Source organism: Bacteroides sp. 4_1_36 (genome assembly GCF_003466325.1).
GTDB classification, from domain to species: domain Bacteria; phylum Bacteroidota; class Bacteroidia; order Bacteroidales; family Bacteroidaceae; genus Bacteroides; species Bacteroides uniformis.
On the sequence record NZ_QSOX01000006.1, the window covers coordinates 102,309 to 122,990 of the forward strand.

Sequence of the window (20,682 nt, forward strand, 5' to 3'; positions counted from 1 at the left end):
CCATCCAAATTAGGTAAAACAAGGTATGAAGTTGTTTTTTAGGGTATTTCTGCTTATCCAGCTGGTTACTCTTCCATTGAGAGCACAATATATGGTGCAAGGCGTTGTCACCGATTCGTTGACGAAGGAGCCGTTGCCTTATACGTCAGTTTATCTGAAAGGAACTACGGAGGGAGGGATGACGGACAATAACGGCCGTTTTTCCTTCAAGACCTATCGCCCGGAGGCCACGCTGGTCATTTCGGCCGTGGGATATAATGAATATGTCCGGCTGATTCATCCTGCAAAGTCTTCTAAGTTCAATATTGCCCTTTCGCCAGCCACTTATGCACTGGATGAGGTGGTGGTGAAGCCGAAACGTGAACGGTATAAGAAAAAGGATAATCCCGCAGTGGAGTTTGTACGCAAGATGATAGAGCATCGGGATGACTACTCGCCCGACGAACGCGACTTCTGGAAACGTGACCGCTATGAAAAGATGACTTTTGCCATCAATAACTTCGACAGCTTGAAGCAACAGAAGTGGCTTTACCGTAAGTTCAAGTTTCTGACGGATTATGTCGATACCTCTGCCGTTACCGGCAGGCCGGTACTGGCCATCTCCAACCGTGAGTTACTTGCCACAGACTATTACCGCAAGTCTCCGCATAGCCGGAAACAGTGGGTCACCGCCCGCAGGCAGGCAGGAGTGGACGAAATGCTTTCCCAGCAGGGTATGGAGCAGGCTATCAGTGTCACCATGACCGATGTAGACCTTTATGAGAACAACATCACCTTGTTCACCAATAAGTTTGTCAGTCCGCTTTCCTCCCTTGGGCCGTCTTTCTACAAATATTATCTGATGGATACGCTTACCGTTGCCGGAAAGCCTTGTGTTGACTTGACATTTGTCCCTTTCAACTCCGAGTCGTTCGGTTTTACGGGACATTTATACGTCATGCTGGACAGTACCTATTTTGTAAAGCGTGCCGTCATGAACTTTCCTCAGAAAATAAATCTGAACTTTGTGGACTACATGAAGATTGAACAGAATTTTGACCGCGCGGAGGACGGTACGAGGCAGTTGCTCAATGAGAGTATCACTACGGAGTTCAAGTTGGTGGACAATAGTGACGGTATTTATGCCAAGCGGGATGTGTATTACAGAAATTATCAGTATGAACCGGATGACAAGGCTCTGCAGGCTTTCCGAAAACCGGAAAAGGTGATTGAAGAGACATCGGCTTCCGGCTATTCGGAAGCATATTGGGATGCCAACCGCCAGGTGGAAGTCAGCAAGAAAGAAACTTCGGTGGACAAGATGATGGCCCAGTTGCGCAGCTATCCCGTTTATTTCTGGACGGAGAAAGTGTTGAAGGTGCTGTTCACGGGGTATATTCCCGCTCCGAAGGAAAAAGAACCTTTGTTCTATATCGGTATGATGAATACCACCATCAGCGGAAATACACTGGAAGGGGTGCGCTTGCGTGCCGGCGGTATGACGACGGCATGGCTCAATCCGCATCTGTTCGGTAGGGGGTATATGGCATACGGTTTTCGCGACCATCGTGTAAAAGGACTTGCCGAACTGGAATATTCTTTTCATAAGAAGAAGGAATATGCCAATGAATTTCCTATACATTCGTTGAAGCTCCGTTACTTGTCAGATGTCAATCAATATGGACAACACTATCTTTATACCAGTCAGGACAATGTTTTTCTTGCTTTGAAACGTCAGAAGGATGACCGTATCGGTTATCAGCGGAAGGCGGAACTGACCTATACCAATGAGTTCCATTCCGGTTTTTCCGTACAGATGACGACGCGTCTGCGTAAAGATGAATCATCCCATCTGATTCCTTTCGTCAAGCAGGACGACCATAATACGTATGTAAAAAGTATTTCGACCAGTGAACTGGAATTGAAGCTGCGCTATGCTCCCAACGAGAAATTCTTCCAGACCCAATGGAACCGTTTCCCCGTTTCGCTGGATGCTCCGGTCTTTTCGCTTACACATACCATGGCTGCCAAAGGGGTACTGGGAGGAGACTATACCTATCACTATACGGAAGCGGGTTTTCAAAAGCGTTTCTGGTTCTCAGCATTCGGTTATACGGACGTTATCCTGAAGGCCGGGAAAGTATGGAACAAGGTTCCTTTCCCTTTGCTCGTCATTCCCAACGCGAACTTGTCCTATACCATACAGCCCGAGTCCTATTCACTGATGAATGCCATGGAATTCATGAACGATGAATACGCTTCCTGGGATGTGACCTATTACTTGAACGGCTGGCTCTTCAACCGTATTCCTTTGTTGAAAAAGTTGAAATGGCGTGAAGTGCTTTCCTGTCGCGGCTTGTATGGGAATTTGAGTGATAAGAATAATCCGGCTTTTCAGCAGGATTTGTTCCGTTTTCCTGCCGGCAGCACTACAATGGGGCATACGCCATACGTAGAGGCAGGTGTAGGTGTTGAAAATATTTTCAAAGTATTGCGTGTCGATTATGTATGGCGTTTGACTTACCGAAATTTACCAAATATCGACAAATCCGGGCTCAGAATCAGTCTACACATGACATTTTAACTTAAATCTTACTAATAGGACATTAAATCGGATAAAATGACTAATCCCAATTGAGTAAAATACCCTAAATTTGAGCAATTTTTTAAACTCTAAATAATACAATGGCAATGAAAGAAAACATTAAGCCGGCAACCGGACGCCTGGGCGTGCTGGTAGTCGGAGTAGGTGGTGCGGTTGCAACCACCATGATTACCGGTACATTAGCTGCTCGCAAGGGCTTGGCAAAAGCTATAGGCTCAATCACACAAATGGCTGCTATGCGCATGCAGGATGGCAAAGAGAAACTTATCAAAGACATAGTGCCTTTGGCTGATTTGAATGATATCATTTTCGGCGGTTGGGACATTTTCCCGGACAACGCCTACGAAGCTGCTATGTATGCCGAGGTTTTGAAAGAGAAAGACTTGAATTTGGTAAAAGACGAACTGCAAGCCATCAAGCCGATGCCTGCTGCATTCGACCACAATTTTGCAAAACGTTTGAACGGTACGCATATTAAGAAGGCTGCTACTCGCTGGGAAATGACAGAGCAGTTGCGTGAGGATATCCGTAACTTCAAGGCAGCCAATAACTGCGAGCGTATTGCTGTGCTGTGGGCTGCAAGTACCGAAATATATATTCCTCTGTCCAAGGAGCACGAATCTCTCGCTGCTTTGGAACAGGCAATGAAGGAAAACAATACTGAAGTAATCTCTCCGAGTATGTGCTATGCATATGCTGCCATTGCAGAAGGCGCTCCGTTTATTATGGGTGCTCCTAATCTGTGTGTGGATACTCCAGCCATGTGGGAATTCTCCAAGAAAATGAATGTGCCCATTTCCGGTAAGGACTTCAAGAGTGGCCAAACTTTGATGAAGACGGTGCTTGCTCCGATGTTCAAGACCCGTATGTTGGGTGTAAGCGGCTGGTTCTCTACGAATATTCTGGGTAACCGTGACGGCGAGGTACTCGACCAACCGGAGAACTTCAAGACAAAAGAGGTCAGCAAGCTGTCTGTTATCGACAATATCTTCGAACCGGAGAAATATCCTGACTTGTACGGTGATGTTTATCATAAGGTACGCATTAACTACTATCCTCCTCGTAAGGATAACAAGGAAGCATGGGACAACATCGATATTTTCGGCTGGATGGGCTATCCGATGGAAATCAAGGTTAACTTCCTGTGCCGTGACTCCATTCTTGCTGCTCCCATCGCGCTCGACTTGGTTATTTTCAGTGATTTGGCATTGCGTGCAGGTATGTGCGGCATCCAGACGTGGCTATCCTTCTTCTGCAAGAGCCCGATGCACGATTTCGAGCATGAGCCGGTACACGATTTGTTCCAGCAATGGCGCATGGTGAAAGAGACTCTCCGTAACATGGTGGGTGAAACAGCACCGAGTTATCTGGATTAAAAAAACAGTGATAAGGTGATAAAAATAAGGTGGTAAGGTGATAGAGTGATAGCACTTTACCACTTTATCACTTTTATTACTTTATTGCATTTATCACTTTACCGTTTTTATCGCATTTATCACCTCATTACTTTTTTGATGAAGAAACCCTCCCTCCTCCCAGTCATTATCGGTACGGGCTTTGGCTCGGGCTTTTCTCCTTTTGCACCCGGCACTGCGGGAGCTTTGCTGGCTACGCTTATCTGGTTCGGGTTGTCTTATCTGGTTTCAAGTGCCTGCCTTTTGTGGCTGACAGTAGCATTGATTTTGGTATTTACACTTGCCGGTATCTGGGCTGCTAACCGCCTGGAGGCATCTTGGGGCGAAGACCCTTCGCGCGTGGTGGTCGATGAAATGGTCGGTGTGTGGATTGCCTTGCTTGCGGCGCCCGCCGGACATGTATGGTATGCATTGGGAGCATTTGTCTTGTTCCGTTTGTTTGATATATTCAAGCCCTTGGGCATTCGCCGTATGGAAAGTCTGCCGGGTGGAATCGGGGTAATGATGGACGATATTCTGTCTGGAGTCTACGGATTTATAATTTTGATTGTGGCAAGATGGATAATCAGTTGAAATCAAATGGCAAAGGTGTGTCGTGGCGCCATTCTGTCTGGATCTTCTTCAAGGCCCAGATTTCTGCGCAATTCGCAAGCTTTGTCGATTTTCTGGTGACTATCCTTCTGGTAAAGGCTTTTGCTGTTTTTTATCTTTATGCCACATTCACGGGTTCCGTGGTAGGAGGCATTGTAAACTGTGCCATTAATTACGGATGGGTGTTCCATGCCGAAGACTGTAAGAAAACGCATGTTGCCGTGAAATATCTCTTTGTCTGGGGAGGCAGCATTATACTGAATACCTGGGGCACTTTTGCACTGACCGAGTGGCTTACGGGCATGACATGGGTCAATGGGCTGTTGGGATATTATATAGACAATGTATTTATTCTGTCAAAGATAATAGTAGCAGTGCTGGTAGCTTTTTTTTGGAACTACCATCTGCAACGTTTTTTCGTTTATCGTAATCACAATATAAAAGGCTTTCTGAAACATTATTTAGAGAACAAAAAAGACGAATATGAATTATAGAGATTGGTTGCAGCAGGTGATATACAAGATTATCAATCCTGTGGTGCATGGTATGATTAGAATTGGCATTACGCCTAACTTTATTACGACTACGGGGCTGGTACTGAATATCGTGGCGGCTGCCTTGTTTGTGTATGCCGGGGTGTACAAGAGTGGTGAACTGGCCTATGTGGGCTGGGGAGGCGGTATTGTGCTCTTTGCCGGGTTGTTTGACATGATGGACGGACGTGTGGCACGCGTGGGTAAAATGAGTTCTACTTTCGGTGCGCTCTACGACTCCGTACTCGACCGTTACAGCGAGCTCGTGACATTGTTCGGCATCTTCTATTACCTGATGCTGCAAGGCTATTTGTGGGGCTCCATCATTACATTCATTGCGCTGATAGGTTCGCTGATGGTGAGTTACGTGCGTGCCCGTGCCGAAGGTTTGGGGCTGGAGTGTAAAGTCGGTTTCATGCAGCGCCCCGAACGCGTTGTGCTGACTGCCCTCGGTGCCATGTTCTGCGGTATCTTTGGTGATTGTACTTTATTCGACCCGATGCTGATACTAATTGTGCCTATGGCAGTGATTGCAATATTGGCGAATTTGACGGCATTTGCCCGCTTGGCGCATTGCTATAAACTACTGAAAGACAAGGAATGAAAAATAGTTTGTTTCCCTCTGTGAGAGAGGTAGTGCTGGTGATTGTCATCACAGCGTTTTTCCTGATTCTGACAGCGGTCTGTATCGGGCTTCGTCCGGAACATTTCCTGATGGGGGGTGTATTTCTGTTATTGTTCTTTGCCGGACAGACAACCCGTAAGTTGGCAGTGGCGCTGTTGCCGTTTTTCATATTCGGCATTTCGTATGACTGGATGCGCGTATATCCCAATTACCAGGTGAATCCCATTGATGTAAAAGGACTTTATGAGGCAGAAAAATCCCTTTTTGGCTTGTCTGTAGACGGTGCTGTCCTTATCCCTTGTGAGTATTTTGCTTTGAACCATTGTCCTGTTGCCGATTTCTTTGCCGGGATATTCTATCTCTGTTGGGTACCGGTTCCCATTGCATTCGGGTTGTGGCTCTATCTGAAGGGTGACCGTAAGGTATATCTTCGTTTTGCGATGGTGTTCCTGCTGGTTAATCTCATCGGTTTTGCCGGCTATTACATCCATCCCGCTGCTCCGCCCTGGTATGCCATGAATTATGGTTTCGAGCCGATACTCGACACTCCGGGCAATGTGGCAGGCTTAGGGCGCTTTGACGAATTGCTGGGATGCTCCATCTTCAACTCCATTTACGGAAGGAATGCCAATGTATTTGCGGCAGTGCCCTCGCTCCATGCCGCCTATATGGTGGTGGCTTTGGCCTACGCGGTTATGGACCGCAGCAAAAAGTGGTTGATAGCGTTGTTTGCGGTGATTATGGTCGGTATCTGGTGGACGGCTGTCTATTCGGGACACCATTATCTGATTGATGTGATGCTGGGCATCTCTTGTGCATTGCTGGGTATTTTTGTTTTTGAGAAAGGACTGATGAAGTGGGGAGCGTTCGGACGCTTCTTTGAAAGATACAGTCGATACATTAAATAAGGTATACAATGAATAATTTTGTTTTTTATAGTCCTACAGAGTTTGTCTTTGGCAAGAATACTGAAGTGCAAGTCGGTGCATTGGCGCGTAAGTATGGTGCACAAAAAGTGATGATAGTATATGGAGGCGGTTCTGTTGTACGGAGTGGTCTGCTGGATAGGGTGAAGCAATCCTTGCAGGAAGCCGGTGTGGCTTATTGCGAAATGGGAGGTGTCCAGCCCAATCCCATTGACGGGAAGGTATACGAAGGTATTCAGCTTTGCCGTCGTGAGCAGGTGGATATGATGCTTCCTGTGGGAGGTGGTTCGGTCATAGATACGGCAAAGGCCATTGCTGCCGGAGCCCTCTATGATGGGGACTTCTGGGATTTCTTTATCGGTCGTGCCAAGGTGGAGAAAGCGTTGAAAGTAGCCGTGGTGCTGACTATCCCGGCTGCCGGAAGCGAGGGTTCGGGCAATACGGTAATTACCAAGACAGAGACACTCCAAAAACTGGGTCTCTGTGCCCCCGAGCATTTGCGTCCCGTATTTTCCATCATGAATCCTGAACTGACCTACACCCTCCCGGCTTATCAGACGGCTTGTGGCATTGCCGACATGATGGCCCACATCATGGAGCGTTACTTCACGAATACACCGGATGTGGAAATCAGCGACCGGCTTTGTGAAGGCACCTTGACAGCTATCATTAAAGAAGCTTACCGGGTGAAACAGCAACCGGACAACTATGCCGCGCGTGCCAACATTATGTGGTGTGGCACTGTGGCGCATAACGGAACTTGTGGGGTAGGGCGTGAGGAAGACTGGGCATCCCATGCACTGGAACATGAAATCAGTGCTATCTATAATGTAGCCCACGGTGCCGGCTTGGCTGTAATCTTCCCTGCCTGGATGGCTTTTATGGCAGAACATAATCCGGCAAAGATAGCCCAGTTTGCCCATCGTGTTTTTGATATACCCAAGTCCGAAGATTTGGAAGAGATGGCTTTGGCAGGTACTGCCCGACTGAAACACTTTTTCCGTTACATGGGCTTGCCGGTTAGCTTTAAGGAGTTGGGTATCGAGCATCCCGATATAGACCGTATGCTCGTCAGTCTGCGGCGCAATAAAGGCGAACTGCTTGGCAACTACGTGAAGCTGACCATGACTGATTGCAGGGAAATCTATCGTTTGGCTTTATAACGAAAGGCATGTTTGGGGAGAGCTCCCCCAAAGCAAGAGCTAAAAAAGACGGCGAAGATAAATACCCTTCGCCGTCTTTTTTATTTGATTTCGATTTCTTCCTTCATGTCTATCTCTTCCCCTTGCAGGTCGTAGAATACATATTCCAGGAATGCTAATTTCTGGTTTGGAATAATCTTGATACCGAATCCGTACTTCATCTGCCACTTCCGTTTCAAGGAGACGAGTCCCTGATTGACGTAGGCTGCGATGTACGGGTGGATGTGTAACGAGAATTTCTTTATCTTCAATTTGTTGACCAGGTAGTCAATCTTACTCTCTAAGGTGTCCGTAAAGAGGATGGACGATTTGATGGTGCCTTTACCGAAGCAGGTGGGGCAGGTTTCCGTCGTATTTACATCCATAGCCGGGCGTACACGCTGGCGTGTAATCTGCATCAGTCCGAATTTACTGAGCGGCAGGATGTTGTGACGTGCTCTGTCTTTCTGCATGTTGGCACACATACGTTCGTAAAGCTTCTGTCGGTTTTCGGCTTCATTCATGTCGATGAAGTCCACCACGATGATACCACCCATATCCCTTAGTCTGAGCTGGCGTGCCAGTTCGTCGGCTGCACCCAGATTCACTTCCAGTGCGTTGGCCTCCTGCCCGTTGGCATTCTTGGTGCGGTTACCGCTGTTCACGTCTACTACGTGAAGCGCCTCAGTATGCTCAATAATCAGGTAGGCACCACTTTTGTATGAAATGGTCTTGCCGAATGACGACTTGATTTGTTTGGTGATACCAAAATTGTCGTAAATGGGGAGTTGACCTTTGTACAGCTTCACAATTCCTGCCCGTTCAGGGGCGATGAGGGTTACGTAATCCTTGATTTCGTGGTACACAGCCTCGTTGTTCACGTGGATGTTTTCGAAGGAAGGATTGAACAAGTCGCGCAACAGTCCTACGGCACGGCTGGTTTCTTCGTAAATCAGTGTCGGAAATTTGGTGGCCTTCTGTACTTTTGTAATGGCATCTTCCCAATGTTTCAGTAATACTTTAAGCTCTCCGTCGAGCTCGGCAACACGTTTTCCTTCGGCCACGGTGCGGACGATGACGCCGAAGTTTTTCGGCTTGATACTCATCAACAGTTGCTTGAGGCGTGCGCGCTCTTCGCTCGATTTAATTTTTTGTGATACGGAAACCTTGTCATTGAAGGGAATCAGCACGAGGTATCTTCCGGCAAAGGAAAGCTCGGAAGTCAGTCGCGGCCCTTTGGTAGAGATAGGTTCCTTGACAATTTGCACCACTACTTCTTGTCCCACCTTGAGTGTGTTGGAAACCGTTCCGTCCTTTTCAAGGTCGGGAAGTATGGTTGCTTTGGTAATGGGATTCAGCTTCTTCTTGTCGCTTAAAGTTTGCTTTACGTACTTCTCTAACGAGTTAAATTGAGGACCCAGGTCCAGATAATGAAGAAAAGCGTCTTTCTCGTAACCCACGTCCACGAAGCAGGCATTCAGGCCGGGCATCAATTTCTTGACGCGTCCCAAATACATGTTGCCCACCGAAAAGGAGATGTTTCTTCCTTCGCTCTGGAGTTCCACCAGCTGCTTGTCTTCAAGCAGTGCAATGGATACCTCTTTGGGCTGTACGTCTACAACGAGTTCGCTTGTCACAATAATTGGCTTTTAAATGATTCAATTTACTACTTAAACAAAGAACAAACCCGCGAGACATTTTGCTTCACAAGTTTGTTCTTTATTTTGTCCTTCAGACTAAAAATTACTTTTTGCTTTTATGTCTGTTCTTTCTTAGTCTTTTTTTACGCTTGTGCGTAGACATTTTATGTCTTTTTTTCTTCTTTCCGCTTGGCATAGCTTCAAAATTTTATGGGTTAATACTATTGTTTATTATTTCTTCACTGAGAGGGTGAACGTTTTTGCAGGCTTAAATGCCGGAATGTTATGTTCCGGAATGATTATTGTAGTGTTCTTGGAGATGTTGCGAGCAGTTTTCTGGGCTCTTTTCTTCACTACAAAACTACCAAACCCGCGGAGGTAAACATTTTCATCTTTGGATAAAGATGCCTTTACTGCGTCCATGAATGCTTCAACGGTTGTAAGTACGGTTGTCTTATCAATTCCGGTGTTCTTTGTAATTTCGTTTACAATATCAGCTTTAGTCATTTTTCTTTAAAAAAAATATTATTACTATAGTTTTCCTAATTTTTTGGACTGCAAATATATAGCTTTTCCGTGGCTCTAAAAAATATATTTCGGACAATTTTCTAAAAAAGTCTTGGCATTAAGCTTTGTTAGGCTGAAAATGAAGTATTTTTGCAGCATGAATATTTTTAGCGGAACATTGTTGGACTGGTATGCGGAGAACAAACGCGACCTTCCGTGGCGAAATACCACGGACCCTTATCTGATATGGATTTCTGAAATCATCTTACAACAGACAAGAGTGGCGCAGGGGTATGAGTATTTTCTGCGTTTCATAAAACGCTTCCCGGATGTGGTGTCGCTGGCTGCTGCGTCCGAGGACGAAGTGATGAAATATTGGCAGGGCCTGGGGTACTATTCGCGTGCCCGTAACCTGCATGCCGCAGCCAAAAGCATGAAGGGGACATTTCCGAAAACCTATGCAGAGGTACGTGCCTTGAAGGGAGTGGGGGATTATACGGCAGCGGCCATCTGCTCCTTTGCCTATGACATGCCTTATGCGGCGGTCGACGGGAATGTGTATCGGGTGCTTTCCCGCTATTTCGGCATTGATGTTCCCATTGATTCTACTGAAGGGAAAAAGACTTTTACCGCTTTGGCGGGTGAGGTGCTCGATAAATCCAGGCCGGCAGATTATAACCAGGCAATTATGGACTTCGGAGCCGTGCAGTGTACGCCGCAGTCGCCCAACTGTCTGTTTTGTCCTTTGTCCGGCAGCTGCCGGGCATTGTCTGAAGGAAAAGTGCAGCAACTGCCCGTGAAGCAGCACAGAACCAAGACCACCAACCGCTATTTTAATTATATATATGTACGCATGGGCGTGCATACCTTGATACATAAGAGGACGGAGGACGATATCTGGAAAAATCTCTTTGAATTGCCTCTGGTTGAAACGGAAAAAGATTTATCCGAAGAGGAATTTCTGGCATGTCCGCAGTTTCATGCGCTGTTTGCAGAGGGAGAGGTACGGATGGTCCGTATACTGCTTCGGGGGGTGAAGCACGTATTGTCCCACAGAGTGATTTACACCAACTTCTACGAGGTTACTCTGCCCGATAATTCGAGCTCCTTCTCAAGTTACCAACGGGTTGCAGTCGAAGATTTGGGCCGTTATGCGGTACCCCGGCTGATACATGCTTTCTTGGAGAAATATGTATAAAAGTTGTTTGTATTCTTGCATGGTGTGAATATTCTCGTTAATTTTGGCAGCAAATTAATAAAATAGAAGCTTATGTCAGTAAATAAAGTGATATTGATAGGAAATGTGGGACAAGACCCTAAAATAACCTATTATGAAGGTGGAAACTGTGTTGCCCAGCTTTCTTTGGCCACTACGGAGAAAGGATACACTTTGCAGAATGGTACGCAGATTCCGGACCGTACCGAATGGCATAACCTGATATTCCGTGGCCGTTTAGGCGAAATCGTTGAGAAATATGTGCATAAAGGCGATAAGCTTTACGTGGAAGGTAAGATACGTACCCGTTCTTACGATGACCAGGGAGGCATCAAGCGTTATGTGACTGAGATATTTGTCGACAATATGGAGATGCTGACTCCGAGAACGGCAACTCCCGGTGCTGGCCCTTATGCGCCGCAGGCGGGAGCCGCCCCCCAGCCACAACAACCAGTACAACCGCAGGCTGCCCCTGCACAAGATAACCCGACGGACGACTTGCCGTTCTAATTGTTTAACTAAAACCAAAATCTTTGGACCCAGACGCTTATTTATGCCAGTTGGCAGATGTTTTTAACGGTATATCCGTACAGACTCCTTCTATTTCGGCCGTTGTAGCCATTGTGTTGGCAGGTTTGCTTTTGCTTGTTTCCGGTTTTGCATCAGCTTCCGAAATAGCCTTTTTCTCTCTTTCTCCGTCAGACCTGAATGCAATAGCGGAGAGAAAGCATCCTTCGGATGAGAAAATCAGTAATCTGCTGGACAACAGCGAACGTTTGTTGGCAACGATTCTGATTACGAACAACTTCGTGAATGTAACCATAATCATGCTCTGCAACTTCTTCTTTATGAATGTGTTCCAATTTCATTCTCCCATTGCAGAGTTCCTCATTCTGACAGTAGTCCTTACATTTTTGCTGTTGCTTTTCGGTGAAATCATGCCTAAGATATATTCGGCTCAGAAGACGCTGGCTTTCTGCCGTTTTGCCGCTCCCGGCATCACGTTTTGCCGTTCCGTATTCTATCCGATGGCATCTATGCTGGTACGTTCCACCTCTTTCCTGAACAAGCATATGGTCCGCAAGAACCATAACATATCGGTCGATGAACTCTCGCATGCGTTGGAGCTGACCGACAAGGCAGAGCTTTCGGAGGAGAATAATATTCTGGAAGGTATCATCCGCTTTGGCGGGGAAACGGCCAAGGAGGTCATGACCTCTCGCCTTGATGTGGTGGACCTGGATATCCGTACCCCTTTCAAAGATGTGGTGAAGTGCATCGTAGAGAATGTCTACTCCCGTATTCCCATCTATGCGGATAGCCGTGACAATATCAAGGGGGTGCTTTATATCAAGGATTTGCTTCCCCATCTGAACAAAGGGGATAATTTCCGTTGGCAGTCGCTTATCCGGCCCGCCTATTTTGTGCCCGAAACCAAGATGATTGATGATTTGCTGCGCGATTTCCAGGCAAACAAGATTCATATAGCCATTGTGGTCGATGAGTTCGGTGGTACGTCGGGCATTGTCACCATGGAGGACATTATTGAGGAGATTGTGGGCGAAATTCATGACGAATACGATGATGAAGAACGTACATATGCCGTACTGAATGACCACACTTGGGTATTTGAAGCCAAGACCCAGCTGACTGATTTCTATAAAATAACGAAGATAGACGAGGAAACGTTCGATGAGGTGGCAGGGGATGCCGATACGCTTGCCGGACTTCTGCTGGAACTGAAGGGGGAATTTCCTGCTCTCCATGAAAAGGTGACCTACGGCCGTTATGAGTTTGAGGTGTTGGAGATGGACAACCGCCGTATCCTGAAAGTGAAGTTCACAGTAAATGCCCCGGCAGAACCCAACTCTTCTTCCCTTTAATTTTTAATTATTAATTTTTAAATTGTTCCGTGCCCCTCTTCTTGCAACATACCGCTCTTCCCTGTCGATGGGGAATTTGGAAAACGGAGGAATCTCCGGAGGAATTGCTGGCCATGCTTCCTCATCAGGAAGTATACCGGGAAGGTATGCGGCGCTTCACCGCGGCACACCGCCGTTTGGAGTGGCTGGCTGTCCGCGTATTGCTTTATACTCTGTCGGGAGAAGAGAAAGAGATTGCCTATCATCCCAGTGGGAAACCTTATCTGGCGGATGACTCCGCCTCTCTCAGTATTTCGCATACGAAAGGTTATGTGGCTGTTGTCTTGGGATTGCCGGGTCGGGAAGTGGGTGTTGACATCGAGCAGTATGGTGAGCGGGTAAGGAAGGTGGCACATAAATTCATGCGCGAAGATGAACAGCCATCCGTGTTTCGCGGAACCGACACTTGGTCACTGTTGCTGCACTGGTCGGCTAAGGAGACCATGTTCAAATGCCTGAATGCTTCCGAGGTTGATTTTCGCGGGCACATGCGCATTCTGCCTTTTGCTGTAAATGAAAGCGGCGTATTCTCCGCCGAAGAATATCGTACGGTGGAGAAACGCCGGTTCACTATTCATTATTATTTGTTTCCGGATTTTGTCTTGACATTGAGTCTGTAAATCTCTTACAGCCTTTCCAGTTGTACCGTGAAGTGTCTCATCAACGGAGCTTCCCAGGTGATGCGCACTCCGCGGGTAATACTTTCCCGTTTGTCATATACATTTTTCAAAGCGGCTGCCACCACATCCATGTGGTTGTTGGTATACACGCGGCGGGGGATGGCAAGCCGAAGCAAGTCCAGGCCGTTGAAGCGGTTTTCGCGGGTCACCGGGTCGCGGTCTGCCAGCAGATACCCGATTTCGCAGCCGCGTATGCCTGCTTCCAGATAGAGCTCAGCGGTCAGTGTTTGTGCCGGGAATTCTTCTTTGGGCACATGTGTCAGCACTTTGGGGGCATCCACAAATATGGCATGGCCGCCTGCGGGACGTTGGTAGGGTATCCCGTACTCATCCAGTTTCATGGCTAGATAGCCCACCTGGTGAATGCGGGTTTCCAGATTGTCAAATTCAGTATTTTCATCCAGGCCGATGGCAAGGGCGTTCATGTCACGACCGTTCATGCCTCCGTAAGTAAGGTAGCCTTCGAACTGCACGCAGAAGCCTTTGGCACCTTCATACCAGTCTTTCCGGCGGGTGGCTATGAATCCGCCCATGTTGACAATACCGTCTTTTTTGGCACTCATCGTCATACCGTCGGCAAGGTCAAACATCTCGCGGGTAATTTCCTTTATGCTCTTGTTGCGGTAACCTTCTTCTCTCATTTTGATGAAGTAGGCATTTTCCGCAAAGCGTGCCGAGTCAAAGAGAACGGGCTTGCCGTACTTGTCGGCAATGGCGCGGACTTCGCGCAGGTTCTGCATGGAAACCGGCTGGCCGCCTGCAGTGTTGTTGGTTATGGTGACGATGACGAACGGTATCCGTTCGCTATGTTCCTGTAATGCTTTTTCCAGTTTTTTAGGGTCTACATTGCCTTTGAAGGGAATTTCCAGCTGTGTCTGTTTGGCTTCGTCTATGGTGCAGTCCAGAGCCAATGCCCGGCGTCCCTCGATATGTCCTTTGGTGGTGTCGAAATGGGAGTTTCCCGGCACAATGTCGCCCTCGTGCACCAAGTAGGAGAAGAGTACATTTTCGGCAGCGCGTCCCTGGTGGGTGGGGATAATGTATTCAAATCCGGTGAGGCGGGTGATGACTTCTTTCAGTTTGAAGAATGAGGTGGCTCCGGCATAGCTTTCGTCACCCAGCATCATGCCTGCCCATTGGCGGTCGCTCATGGCGCCGGTGCCTGAGTCGGTGATGAGGTCGATATAAACTTGTTCCGATTTGAGTTGGAATACGTTGTAGTGGGCTTCTTTCAGCCATTGTTCGCGTTCCTGGCGGGTACTTTTACGGATAGGTTCCACCATTTTGATTTTCCATGCTTCGGCAAATGGTAATTCCATAGACTCTGTATCTTTAATAATTTGACAATAGGTTAACGGATAAACCGATTATTGCAGTTTAATGTGCCGAATTTAGGCAAAATCTATGTAATAACCAATTTAAATATGACTTTTTGTAATGTAAATGTCCGGACGAAATCACTTCGGCCGGACATCATCAAATAAACTTGGCAGAGTTTATTACCTTCTTTACTTTCTCTGAATTAGGTTTGATGAATGAAATGATGGACGGTTTGTCCGGCTCATTAGACTCAACGCTTTTTCCTCGAAAGCAATGATAAAGTATGCATGGCAGGTCTTCTGACTTGTTTCTGTTGCAGGCGCCTTCCCGGAAGAATATTCCAGTGGCATAGAGTAATTGTCTGCAACGTTGCACGAAACTTACAGCAGCGGGACTGTCCAGGATTTACACCTGATTCCCTTTTAATCGCTTTCCCAGAAGAGGGGGAGCGAACCAATGCATGACAAAGATACGGATTCTTTTTGAGAAAACAATTCTATGGGTGATAAATTTTCTTCCCTGCTCTCTTTCTTTTTGCCGACAAATTGGCAAGGTTTTGCCACCCTCTTGGCAAGACTTTGTCACCGCGTTGGCAAAACTTTGCCATAGGCATGGCAAAAGTTTGCCAAAAGCATGGCAATAGGTTGGCAAAATTACTCTCTGATTGATAGTGACTTAAGGCGATTTAAGCAATCCGTCATGTCGGTAAGGTGAAAAGATACCAATACAAGCCACACTTGCCACAAGAACCTTCTCCGGAGGTATGCAAAGCATTTTGTTTGGTGTGGTAAAACGGGCTGTTATCTCTCTTTTGCCAGTGTGAATACAAACTCCAGTCCTCCGCCTTGGTTGTTTTTGGCAGAGATGGTGCCTCCGTGAATAAGGACTGCATTCTTCACTATGGCGAGCCCCAAGCCGGTGCCGCCCAACTTGCGCGAGCGTCCTTTGTCTACACGGTAGAAGCGTTCGAACAAACGGTTCAGATGTTCGGGAGAAACGCCGATGCCGGTATCGGCAAAACTGAAATAGTAGTAATTCTCGTCTTCGCGGAAACAACTGATGTTGATGTGTATGTTGGTGCCGGCATAAGCGATGGCGTTGTCCATGAGATTGCGGAAGATGGAGTAGAGTAGAGAGTAGTTGCCCCGCAACTGTATCTTCGGTTTTAGGGAATTGACAACGGTGATTTGCTTCTGTTCCAGTTCCAGGGACACTTCGTTGACGATGTTTGAAACCAGCATGCTGATGTCCACCTTTTCCATATCAATCATGTTGGCGGCTTCGTCCATGCGGGTCAGTACGGATATGTCGCGCAGCAGGCGGCTCAGGCGGTTGCTTTGCGCGTAGCAGCGTTCCAGGAAGACCTGCATCTTTTCGGGTGCAATGTTTTCGTTGTTCACGATGGTTTCCAGATAACCTTGTATGCTGCTTACGGGGGTTTTCAGCTCGTGGGCGATGTTCTGGGTCAACTGCCGTTTCAGCCGTACTTGCTCTTCTTCCTGGGTGATGTCGTTGATGGAAATTTCAAAGCTGAGGTCTTGGAAGATGATGCACTCCACGATGAAGGTGCGTCCGTTCTTGTTGATGTGTACGGACATCCTTCGTTCTTCGTTGTAGGAGGGGCGCTTCTGCGCCTTGTTGATGAAATCCGTTATCTTCTGGAATTCGCAGATGGAGAATATCTCTTCGGTAGCCTGCAGGTTGGAGTCTGAAATCAGATTGCCGTATTGGGTGAACAGATTGTTTACCAATATCTCCTTTTTGTCTCTGTTGAATACGCCCAGTCCTTCGCGGGAGGTTTGCAAATGGGTGATAAGCTTTTCGCGCTCAATGTAAAGCGCCTCTTTGGTTTCGCGCAGGCGCTTGTATATCTGTATGATATGCTGCGAAATCTCTCCAAGCTCATTGTGCGGAAAGGCGGCTTGTATGTCCATGTCTATAGGTTCGTTCTTGTCGGCTCTTTTGGCAAACTCGCGCAGGTGGTTGATGGCGCTGCCCAGTTTGGAGGTGAATTTGTAGAAGACGGATATCAGCAGCAGTGATACAATGACCGTGAACCAGATGTAGTGTGGGTCGGCAGCCAGATTGTTCATCAGGTTGACGTTGTAGGGGAGGGCTGAGCGGATGATGCAGCCTTCGTAGGCGGTGGCAGAATAGAAATAGGTCTTGCCGGTGGTTTCGGAGATGCGCCGTAGGTCGTAGCCCTTGCCGTCTTTCAGCGCTTTCTGCACTTCGGGGCGTTTGATGTGGTTGTCCAGTTCATGGCTGTCGTTCTGGGAGCTGTCGAACAATACGTTGCCATGAAGGTCTACCACAGTGACGCGCAATTCCTTGTTCACATGCTTGGAGATGTAGCTGTCCAGCATGGAAGTCCATAGGCTGTCGGGGAGATAACGAAGTTCCTGGTGTAGTCTGTCATTATAGTCTTGCAACTGCGTGTCCAGTAGCTCCACTTTATATTCCTTTTCCCGCTGATACTGGTAGGCGATGAAGCATGCGGCGAATATGAGGAACAGTGAAATGACCGAAAGGAAAAGCTTCCGGCTGAAGGACAGAAAGTGTCTGTCGTTATTCGGCTTCGAAACAATATCCATATCCCAAGCGTGTTACGATGCATTTGCCATAAACTCCGATTTTCTTGCGTAGGCGTGTGATGTTTACGTCGATGGTACGGTCCAGCACATATACTTCATCACTCCAGATGCGGTTCAGTATATCCTCGCGCGAGAATACGCGTCCTTTATTCTGCAAAAGCAGCAATAAGATTTCAAACTCTTTTTTGGTGAGCGGTGCCTCTTCACCGTCAATGCAGACTTTCTTCTTGATGACGTTCAGCACCAGTGTCTTGTAGACAATCTGTTCCGGTGCATGCTCTGTCTCTCCTTGTTGGGTGCGTCTCAGTACGGCTTTGACACGTGCCGCTACTTCGCGCAGCGAGAAGGGTTTGGATATATAGTCGTCCGCTCCCAGGTTGAAGCCAGTCACGGTGTCATTTTCCGTATCTTTGGCGGTAATGAAGATGATGGGTATCTGGGCCGTCTTCTTGTCCTTCTTCAGCATACTTGCCATTTTGAAGCCGGAAATTTCTCCCATCATCACGTCCAGCAGTAGTAGGTTGTAGCTGCCAATGTCCATTCTCAGAGCTTCTTCGGCAGAGTTCGCCGTGTCCACTTCGTAGCCTTCGTTTTCGAGGTTGAACTTCAGAATTTCACATAAGTCTTCTTCATCATCCACTACTAAAATCCGGTAATTGTTCATTGCTTTGTTGTTTATGTATGACAGGAATAAAACAATTTTCTTGTCACAAAGTTAAACTTTATTTCTTTTTATCGGCAAAAATAGTGCAAACCGAATGCAGAATTTTCATGTTTACATGAAAAGTTGTGCCGAGATGCAGGCCATTTCTGCTTTCTGGGTACAAAAGTGAGGCTAATTTGTTACGGAATGATGAAACAAGTGTTACATTTGGGTTACATTAAATTCCCGTTTATCTAAAAGCCCCGTCACATTAAAATATTATCTTTGCTTCGTAAATACTGAATTGTATGAAAGAACTTATGTATATCAGGAGTTTCTCTAAGAGACATTTGTCGGTTATTATGGGAACTCTACTTTTAGTGATAATCGGCTCTGTCTGGCTGAATACGGCTACTTTCCGCTCGGGATTTGAGATTACGGATGAACTGGGCGGTAATATATTCCCTTCCAGTATCCTTTCGGTGGCTACTACCGATGCTCAGGTCATAGTGCCGGTAGACTCCATGTATGTAGGTAATCCGAAGTCCTGCATCGCTGTCCGTGTCCGTTCGAGGAATGCTTATAGCCGGGTGCGGGTAGAGGTTGCAGAGACTCCGTTCTTTTCCCGTTCCGTGTCGGAGTTTGTGCTGGCAAAACCGCGTACGGAGTATATTATCTATCCTGATATCATATGGAATTACGAGGCTCTGAAGAATAACAACCAAGCGGAACCCATCAGTGTGGCCGTTATGGTAGAGATGAACGGCAAGGATTTGGGGCAGAGGGTGCGTACTTTTTCCGTTCGCAGCATTAATGAATGTCTGTTGGGGTATGTCACGAATGGTACAAAATTCCATGATACCGGCATCTTTTTTGCAGCATATGTAAATGAGGAGAATCCTATGATTGACAAGCTGTTGCGTGAAGCGCTGGATACGCGTATCGTCAACCGTTTTTTAGGCTATCAGGGAGGTGCCGAAGTGGTGGACAGGCAGGTTTATGCCTTGTGGAATGTACTGCAGAAGCGTAAGTTCCGTTATAGCTCGGTCTCCAATACGAGCCTTTCCAGCAATGTGGTCTTTTCACAGCGTGTGCGCACGTTCGATGACGCCTTGGAGTCCTCGCAAATCAACTGTGTGGATGGAAGTGTGCTTTTTGCTTCTCTGCTCCGTGCCATCAACATAGAACCTATATTGGTGCGCACCCCGGGGCATATGTTTGTAGGATACTACACGGATTCCAGTCATAAAGACATGAATTTCCTTGAAACGACCATGATTGGTGATGTGGATTTGGATGATTTCTTTCCGGACGAACAGTTGGATTCGACGATGGTGGGAAAGTCGCAGAACCAGATGTCGCGCATCACCTTTGACAAGTCCAAGGAGTATGCCAATAAGAAGTATGCCCAGAATAAGGAAGGTATTCATTCCGGCAAACTGAACTATATGTTTCTGGAAATATCCAAAGAGGTGAGAAGGAGAATACAGCCGATAGGGAAATGAGGCGTAGAATGCAAACAGCCGATTTTCACGAACCGGCCGTTCCAATCATCATCTATGAATGAAGACCGTTGAGAGGCTTCAATGAATTAAAACTGAACACTAGTGATTTCTATTATAAAATTTATCAGCGCTGAAAGTATATGTAGCAGGTGTATATGTCTCTTTACCCTCAGTGTCTTTTCCATTAACAATTGCCCTTTTGATTGTTGGATTTTCACGGTTTGCATTTCTCACACTCATGCTACGTGCTGTCATGAAATAATCTGTACCATTATATATGTCACCACTGATATGGAAATTCCACAACATGGAAAGAGACCAGTTTTTATAAGTGAAACTTGTATATATTAGTATTATGCTGAAAAATAAAATGTTAATGTAGATTATATGTGGAATTTATTATTGTTAATAGTCTAACACTATTTTTTGATGAACTTATGAATCATTTTAACTAATTTGCTTTTTAGAATCCTTATCCATACTAATATCCCCACGTAATCAAGTTCTTTTTATATAAAAAGATTTATGAATATGCTTTAATGCGTAAATCAAATAGTTCAAAACATTGCTATATATAAATGATAAATGTGATGTGTTTTTCGTTTTTTCGCATCATTGAGATATATTATATACAAGTACGGCATTAATATGATTAAGAGTTAATGCTTTGAATAATTACTAAATAGATATTTAAAACTTTGCAAAAATATAAATGCAAATGTTTTAATATTTATTTAGTAATTTTTAATTCGATTGATGATAGAATTTCTAAATTAATTCATATGTTTGCAAACAAATCC

Annotated in this window: 17 protein-coding genes and 1 riboswitch; of the genes, 12 read left to right on the top strand and 5 right to left on the bottom strand. The window is 46.4% G+C overall.

From position 1 onward, the window contains the following. Positions 1–25 precede the first annotated feature (25 nt). The 7 genes from DXD65_RS08200 to DXD65_RS08230 all read left to right on the top strand — a co-directional run bounded on the left by DXD65_RS08200 (position 26) and on the right by DXD65_RS08230 (position 7,837). On the top strand, positions 26–2,563 hold the full coding sequence (locus DXD65_RS08200; protein WP_008663728.1) for a DUF5686 and carboxypeptidase-like regulatory domain-containing protein: 2,538 nt from the start codon (positions 26–28) through the stop codon (positions 2,561–2,563). A gap of 107 nt (positions 2,564–2,670) precedes the next feature. Next, a complete protein-coding gene (locus DXD65_RS08205) occupies positions 2,671–3,960 on the top strand; it encodes an inositol-3-phosphate synthase (RefSeq protein ID WP_034525517.1) in 1,290 nt (429 codons plus the stop codon). A 138-nt stretch (positions 3,961–4,098) separates the two neighbouring features. Further along, positions 4,099–4,572 carry a phosphatidylglycerophosphatase A gene (locus DXD65_RS08210; protein WP_005826764.1) on the top strand — a complete coding sequence of 158 codons (474 nt, stop codon included), beginning with the start codon at positions 4,099–4,101 and terminating at the stop codon, positions 4,570–4,572. After that, positions 4,557–5,084: a GtrA family protein gene (locus DXD65_RS08215; RefSeq protein WP_005826761.1), complete on the top strand. Its 528-nt coding sequence runs from the start codon at positions 4,557–4,559 to the stop codon at positions 5,082–5,084. Before DXD65_RS08210 ends, DXD65_RS08215 begins: the two co-directional genes overlap by 16 nt. After that, positions 5,074–5,727, top strand: coding sequence for a CDP-alcohol phosphatidyltransferase family protein (locus tag DXD65_RS08220; protein WP_005826758.1), 654 nt, complete (start codon positions 5,074–5,076; stop codon positions 5,725–5,727). The genes DXD65_RS08215 and DXD65_RS08220 overlap by 11 nt, the downstream gene beginning before the upstream one ends. Then, positions 5,724–6,656: a phosphatase PAP2 family protein gene (locus tag DXD65_RS08225; RefSeq protein ID WP_117887539.1), complete on the top strand. Its 933-nt coding sequence runs from the start codon at positions 5,724–5,726 to the stop codon at positions 6,654–6,656. Before DXD65_RS08220 ends, DXD65_RS08225 begins: the two co-directional genes overlap by 4 nt. Before the next feature lie 8 nt (positions 6,657–6,664). Then, positions 6,665–7,837: an iron-containing alcohol dehydrogenase gene (locus DXD65_RS08230; protein WP_008663720.1), complete on the top strand. Its 1,173-nt coding sequence runs from the start codon at positions 6,665–6,667 to the stop codon at positions 7,835–7,837. Positions 7,838–7,917: 80 nt separating this feature from the next. Here DXD65_RS08230 and DXD65_RS08235 read toward each other — a convergent pair whose 3' ends face one another. Together DXD65_RS08235 and DXD65_RS08240 are read right to left on the bottom strand one after the other, a co-directional pair. Next, positions 7,918–9,492, bottom strand: a complete 1,575-nt coding sequence (locus tag DXD65_RS08235; protein WP_005826752.1) for a ribonuclease E/G — start codon at positions 9,490–9,492, stop codon at positions 7,918–7,920. 234 nt (positions 9,493–9,726) lie between these two features. Then, positions 9,727–10,002 (bottom strand): HU family DNA-binding protein, encoded by a 276-nt coding sequence (locus DXD65_RS08240; protein WP_005826750.1) that lies wholly within the window; start codon positions 10,000–10,002, stop codon positions 9,727–9,729. A gap of 157 nt (positions 10,003–10,159) precedes the next feature. Here DXD65_RS08240 and mutY point away from each other — a divergent pair, with 157 nt between their 5' ends. The 4 genes from mutY (at position 10,160) to DXD65_RS08260 (ending at position 13,760) form a co-directional block, all read left to right on the top strand. Next, the gene (gene mutY, locus DXD65_RS08245) at positions 10,160–11,200 is read left to right on the top strand and encodes an A/G-specific adenine glycosylase (protein WP_117887560.1); all 1,041 of its coding nucleotides are present in this window, start codon (positions 10,160–10,162) and stop codon (positions 11,198–11,200) included. 72 nt (positions 11,201–11,272) lie between these two features. Further along, the gene (locus DXD65_RS08250; RefSeq protein ID WP_005826745.1) at positions 11,273–11,728 is read left to right on the top strand and encodes a single-stranded DNA-binding protein; all 456 of its coding nucleotides are present in this window, start codon (positions 11,273–11,275) and stop codon (positions 11,726–11,728) included. Positions 11,729–11,751: 23 nt separating this feature from the next. Beyond that, a complete protein-coding gene (gene gldE, locus DXD65_RS08255; RefSeq protein WP_005826743.1) occupies positions 11,752–13,101 on the top strand; it encodes a gliding motility-associated protein GldE in 1,350 nt (449 codons plus the stop codon). 29 nt (positions 13,102–13,130) lie between these two features. After that, positions 13,131–13,760 carry a 4'-phosphopantetheinyl transferase family protein gene (locus tag DXD65_RS08260; protein ID WP_005826741.1) on the top strand — a complete coding sequence of 210 codons (630 nt, stop codon included), beginning with the start codon at positions 13,131–13,133 and terminating at the stop codon, positions 13,758–13,760. A gap of 5 nt (positions 13,761–13,765) precedes the next feature. Here DXD65_RS08260 and DXD65_RS08265 read toward each other — a convergent pair whose 3' ends face one another. The 3 genes from DXD65_RS08265 to DXD65_RS08275 form a co-directional block, all read right to left on the bottom strand. Further along, entirely contained in the window at positions 13,766–15,139 is a 1,374-nt protein-coding gene (locus DXD65_RS08265) for a tryptophanase (protein ID WP_005826739.1), read from the bottom strand. A 272-nt stretch (positions 15,140–15,411) separates the two neighbouring features. Further along, positions 15,412–15,613: riboswitch (cobalamin riboswitch) on the bottom strand. Between the two features lie 327 nt (positions 15,614–15,940). Continuing rightward, entirely contained in the window at positions 15,941–17,734 is a 1,794-nt protein-coding gene (locus tag DXD65_RS08270; RefSeq protein WP_005826731.1) for an ATP-binding protein, read from the bottom strand. Beyond that, on the bottom strand, positions 17,709–18,398 hold the full coding sequence (locus DXD65_RS08275; protein ID WP_005826729.1) for a response regulator transcription factor: 690 nt from the start codon (positions 18,396–18,398) through the stop codon (positions 17,709–17,711). Before DXD65_RS08275 ends, DXD65_RS08270 begins: the two co-directional genes overlap by 26 nt. A 287-nt stretch (positions 18,399–18,685) precedes the next feature. Between DXD65_RS08275 and DXD65_RS08280 the strand changes: the two genes are divergently transcribed. Continuing rightward, entirely contained in the window at positions 18,686–19,882 is a 1,197-nt protein-coding gene (locus tag DXD65_RS08280) for a hypothetical protein (RefSeq protein WP_005826727.1), read from the top strand. Positions 19,883–20,682: the final 800 nt, after the last annotated feature.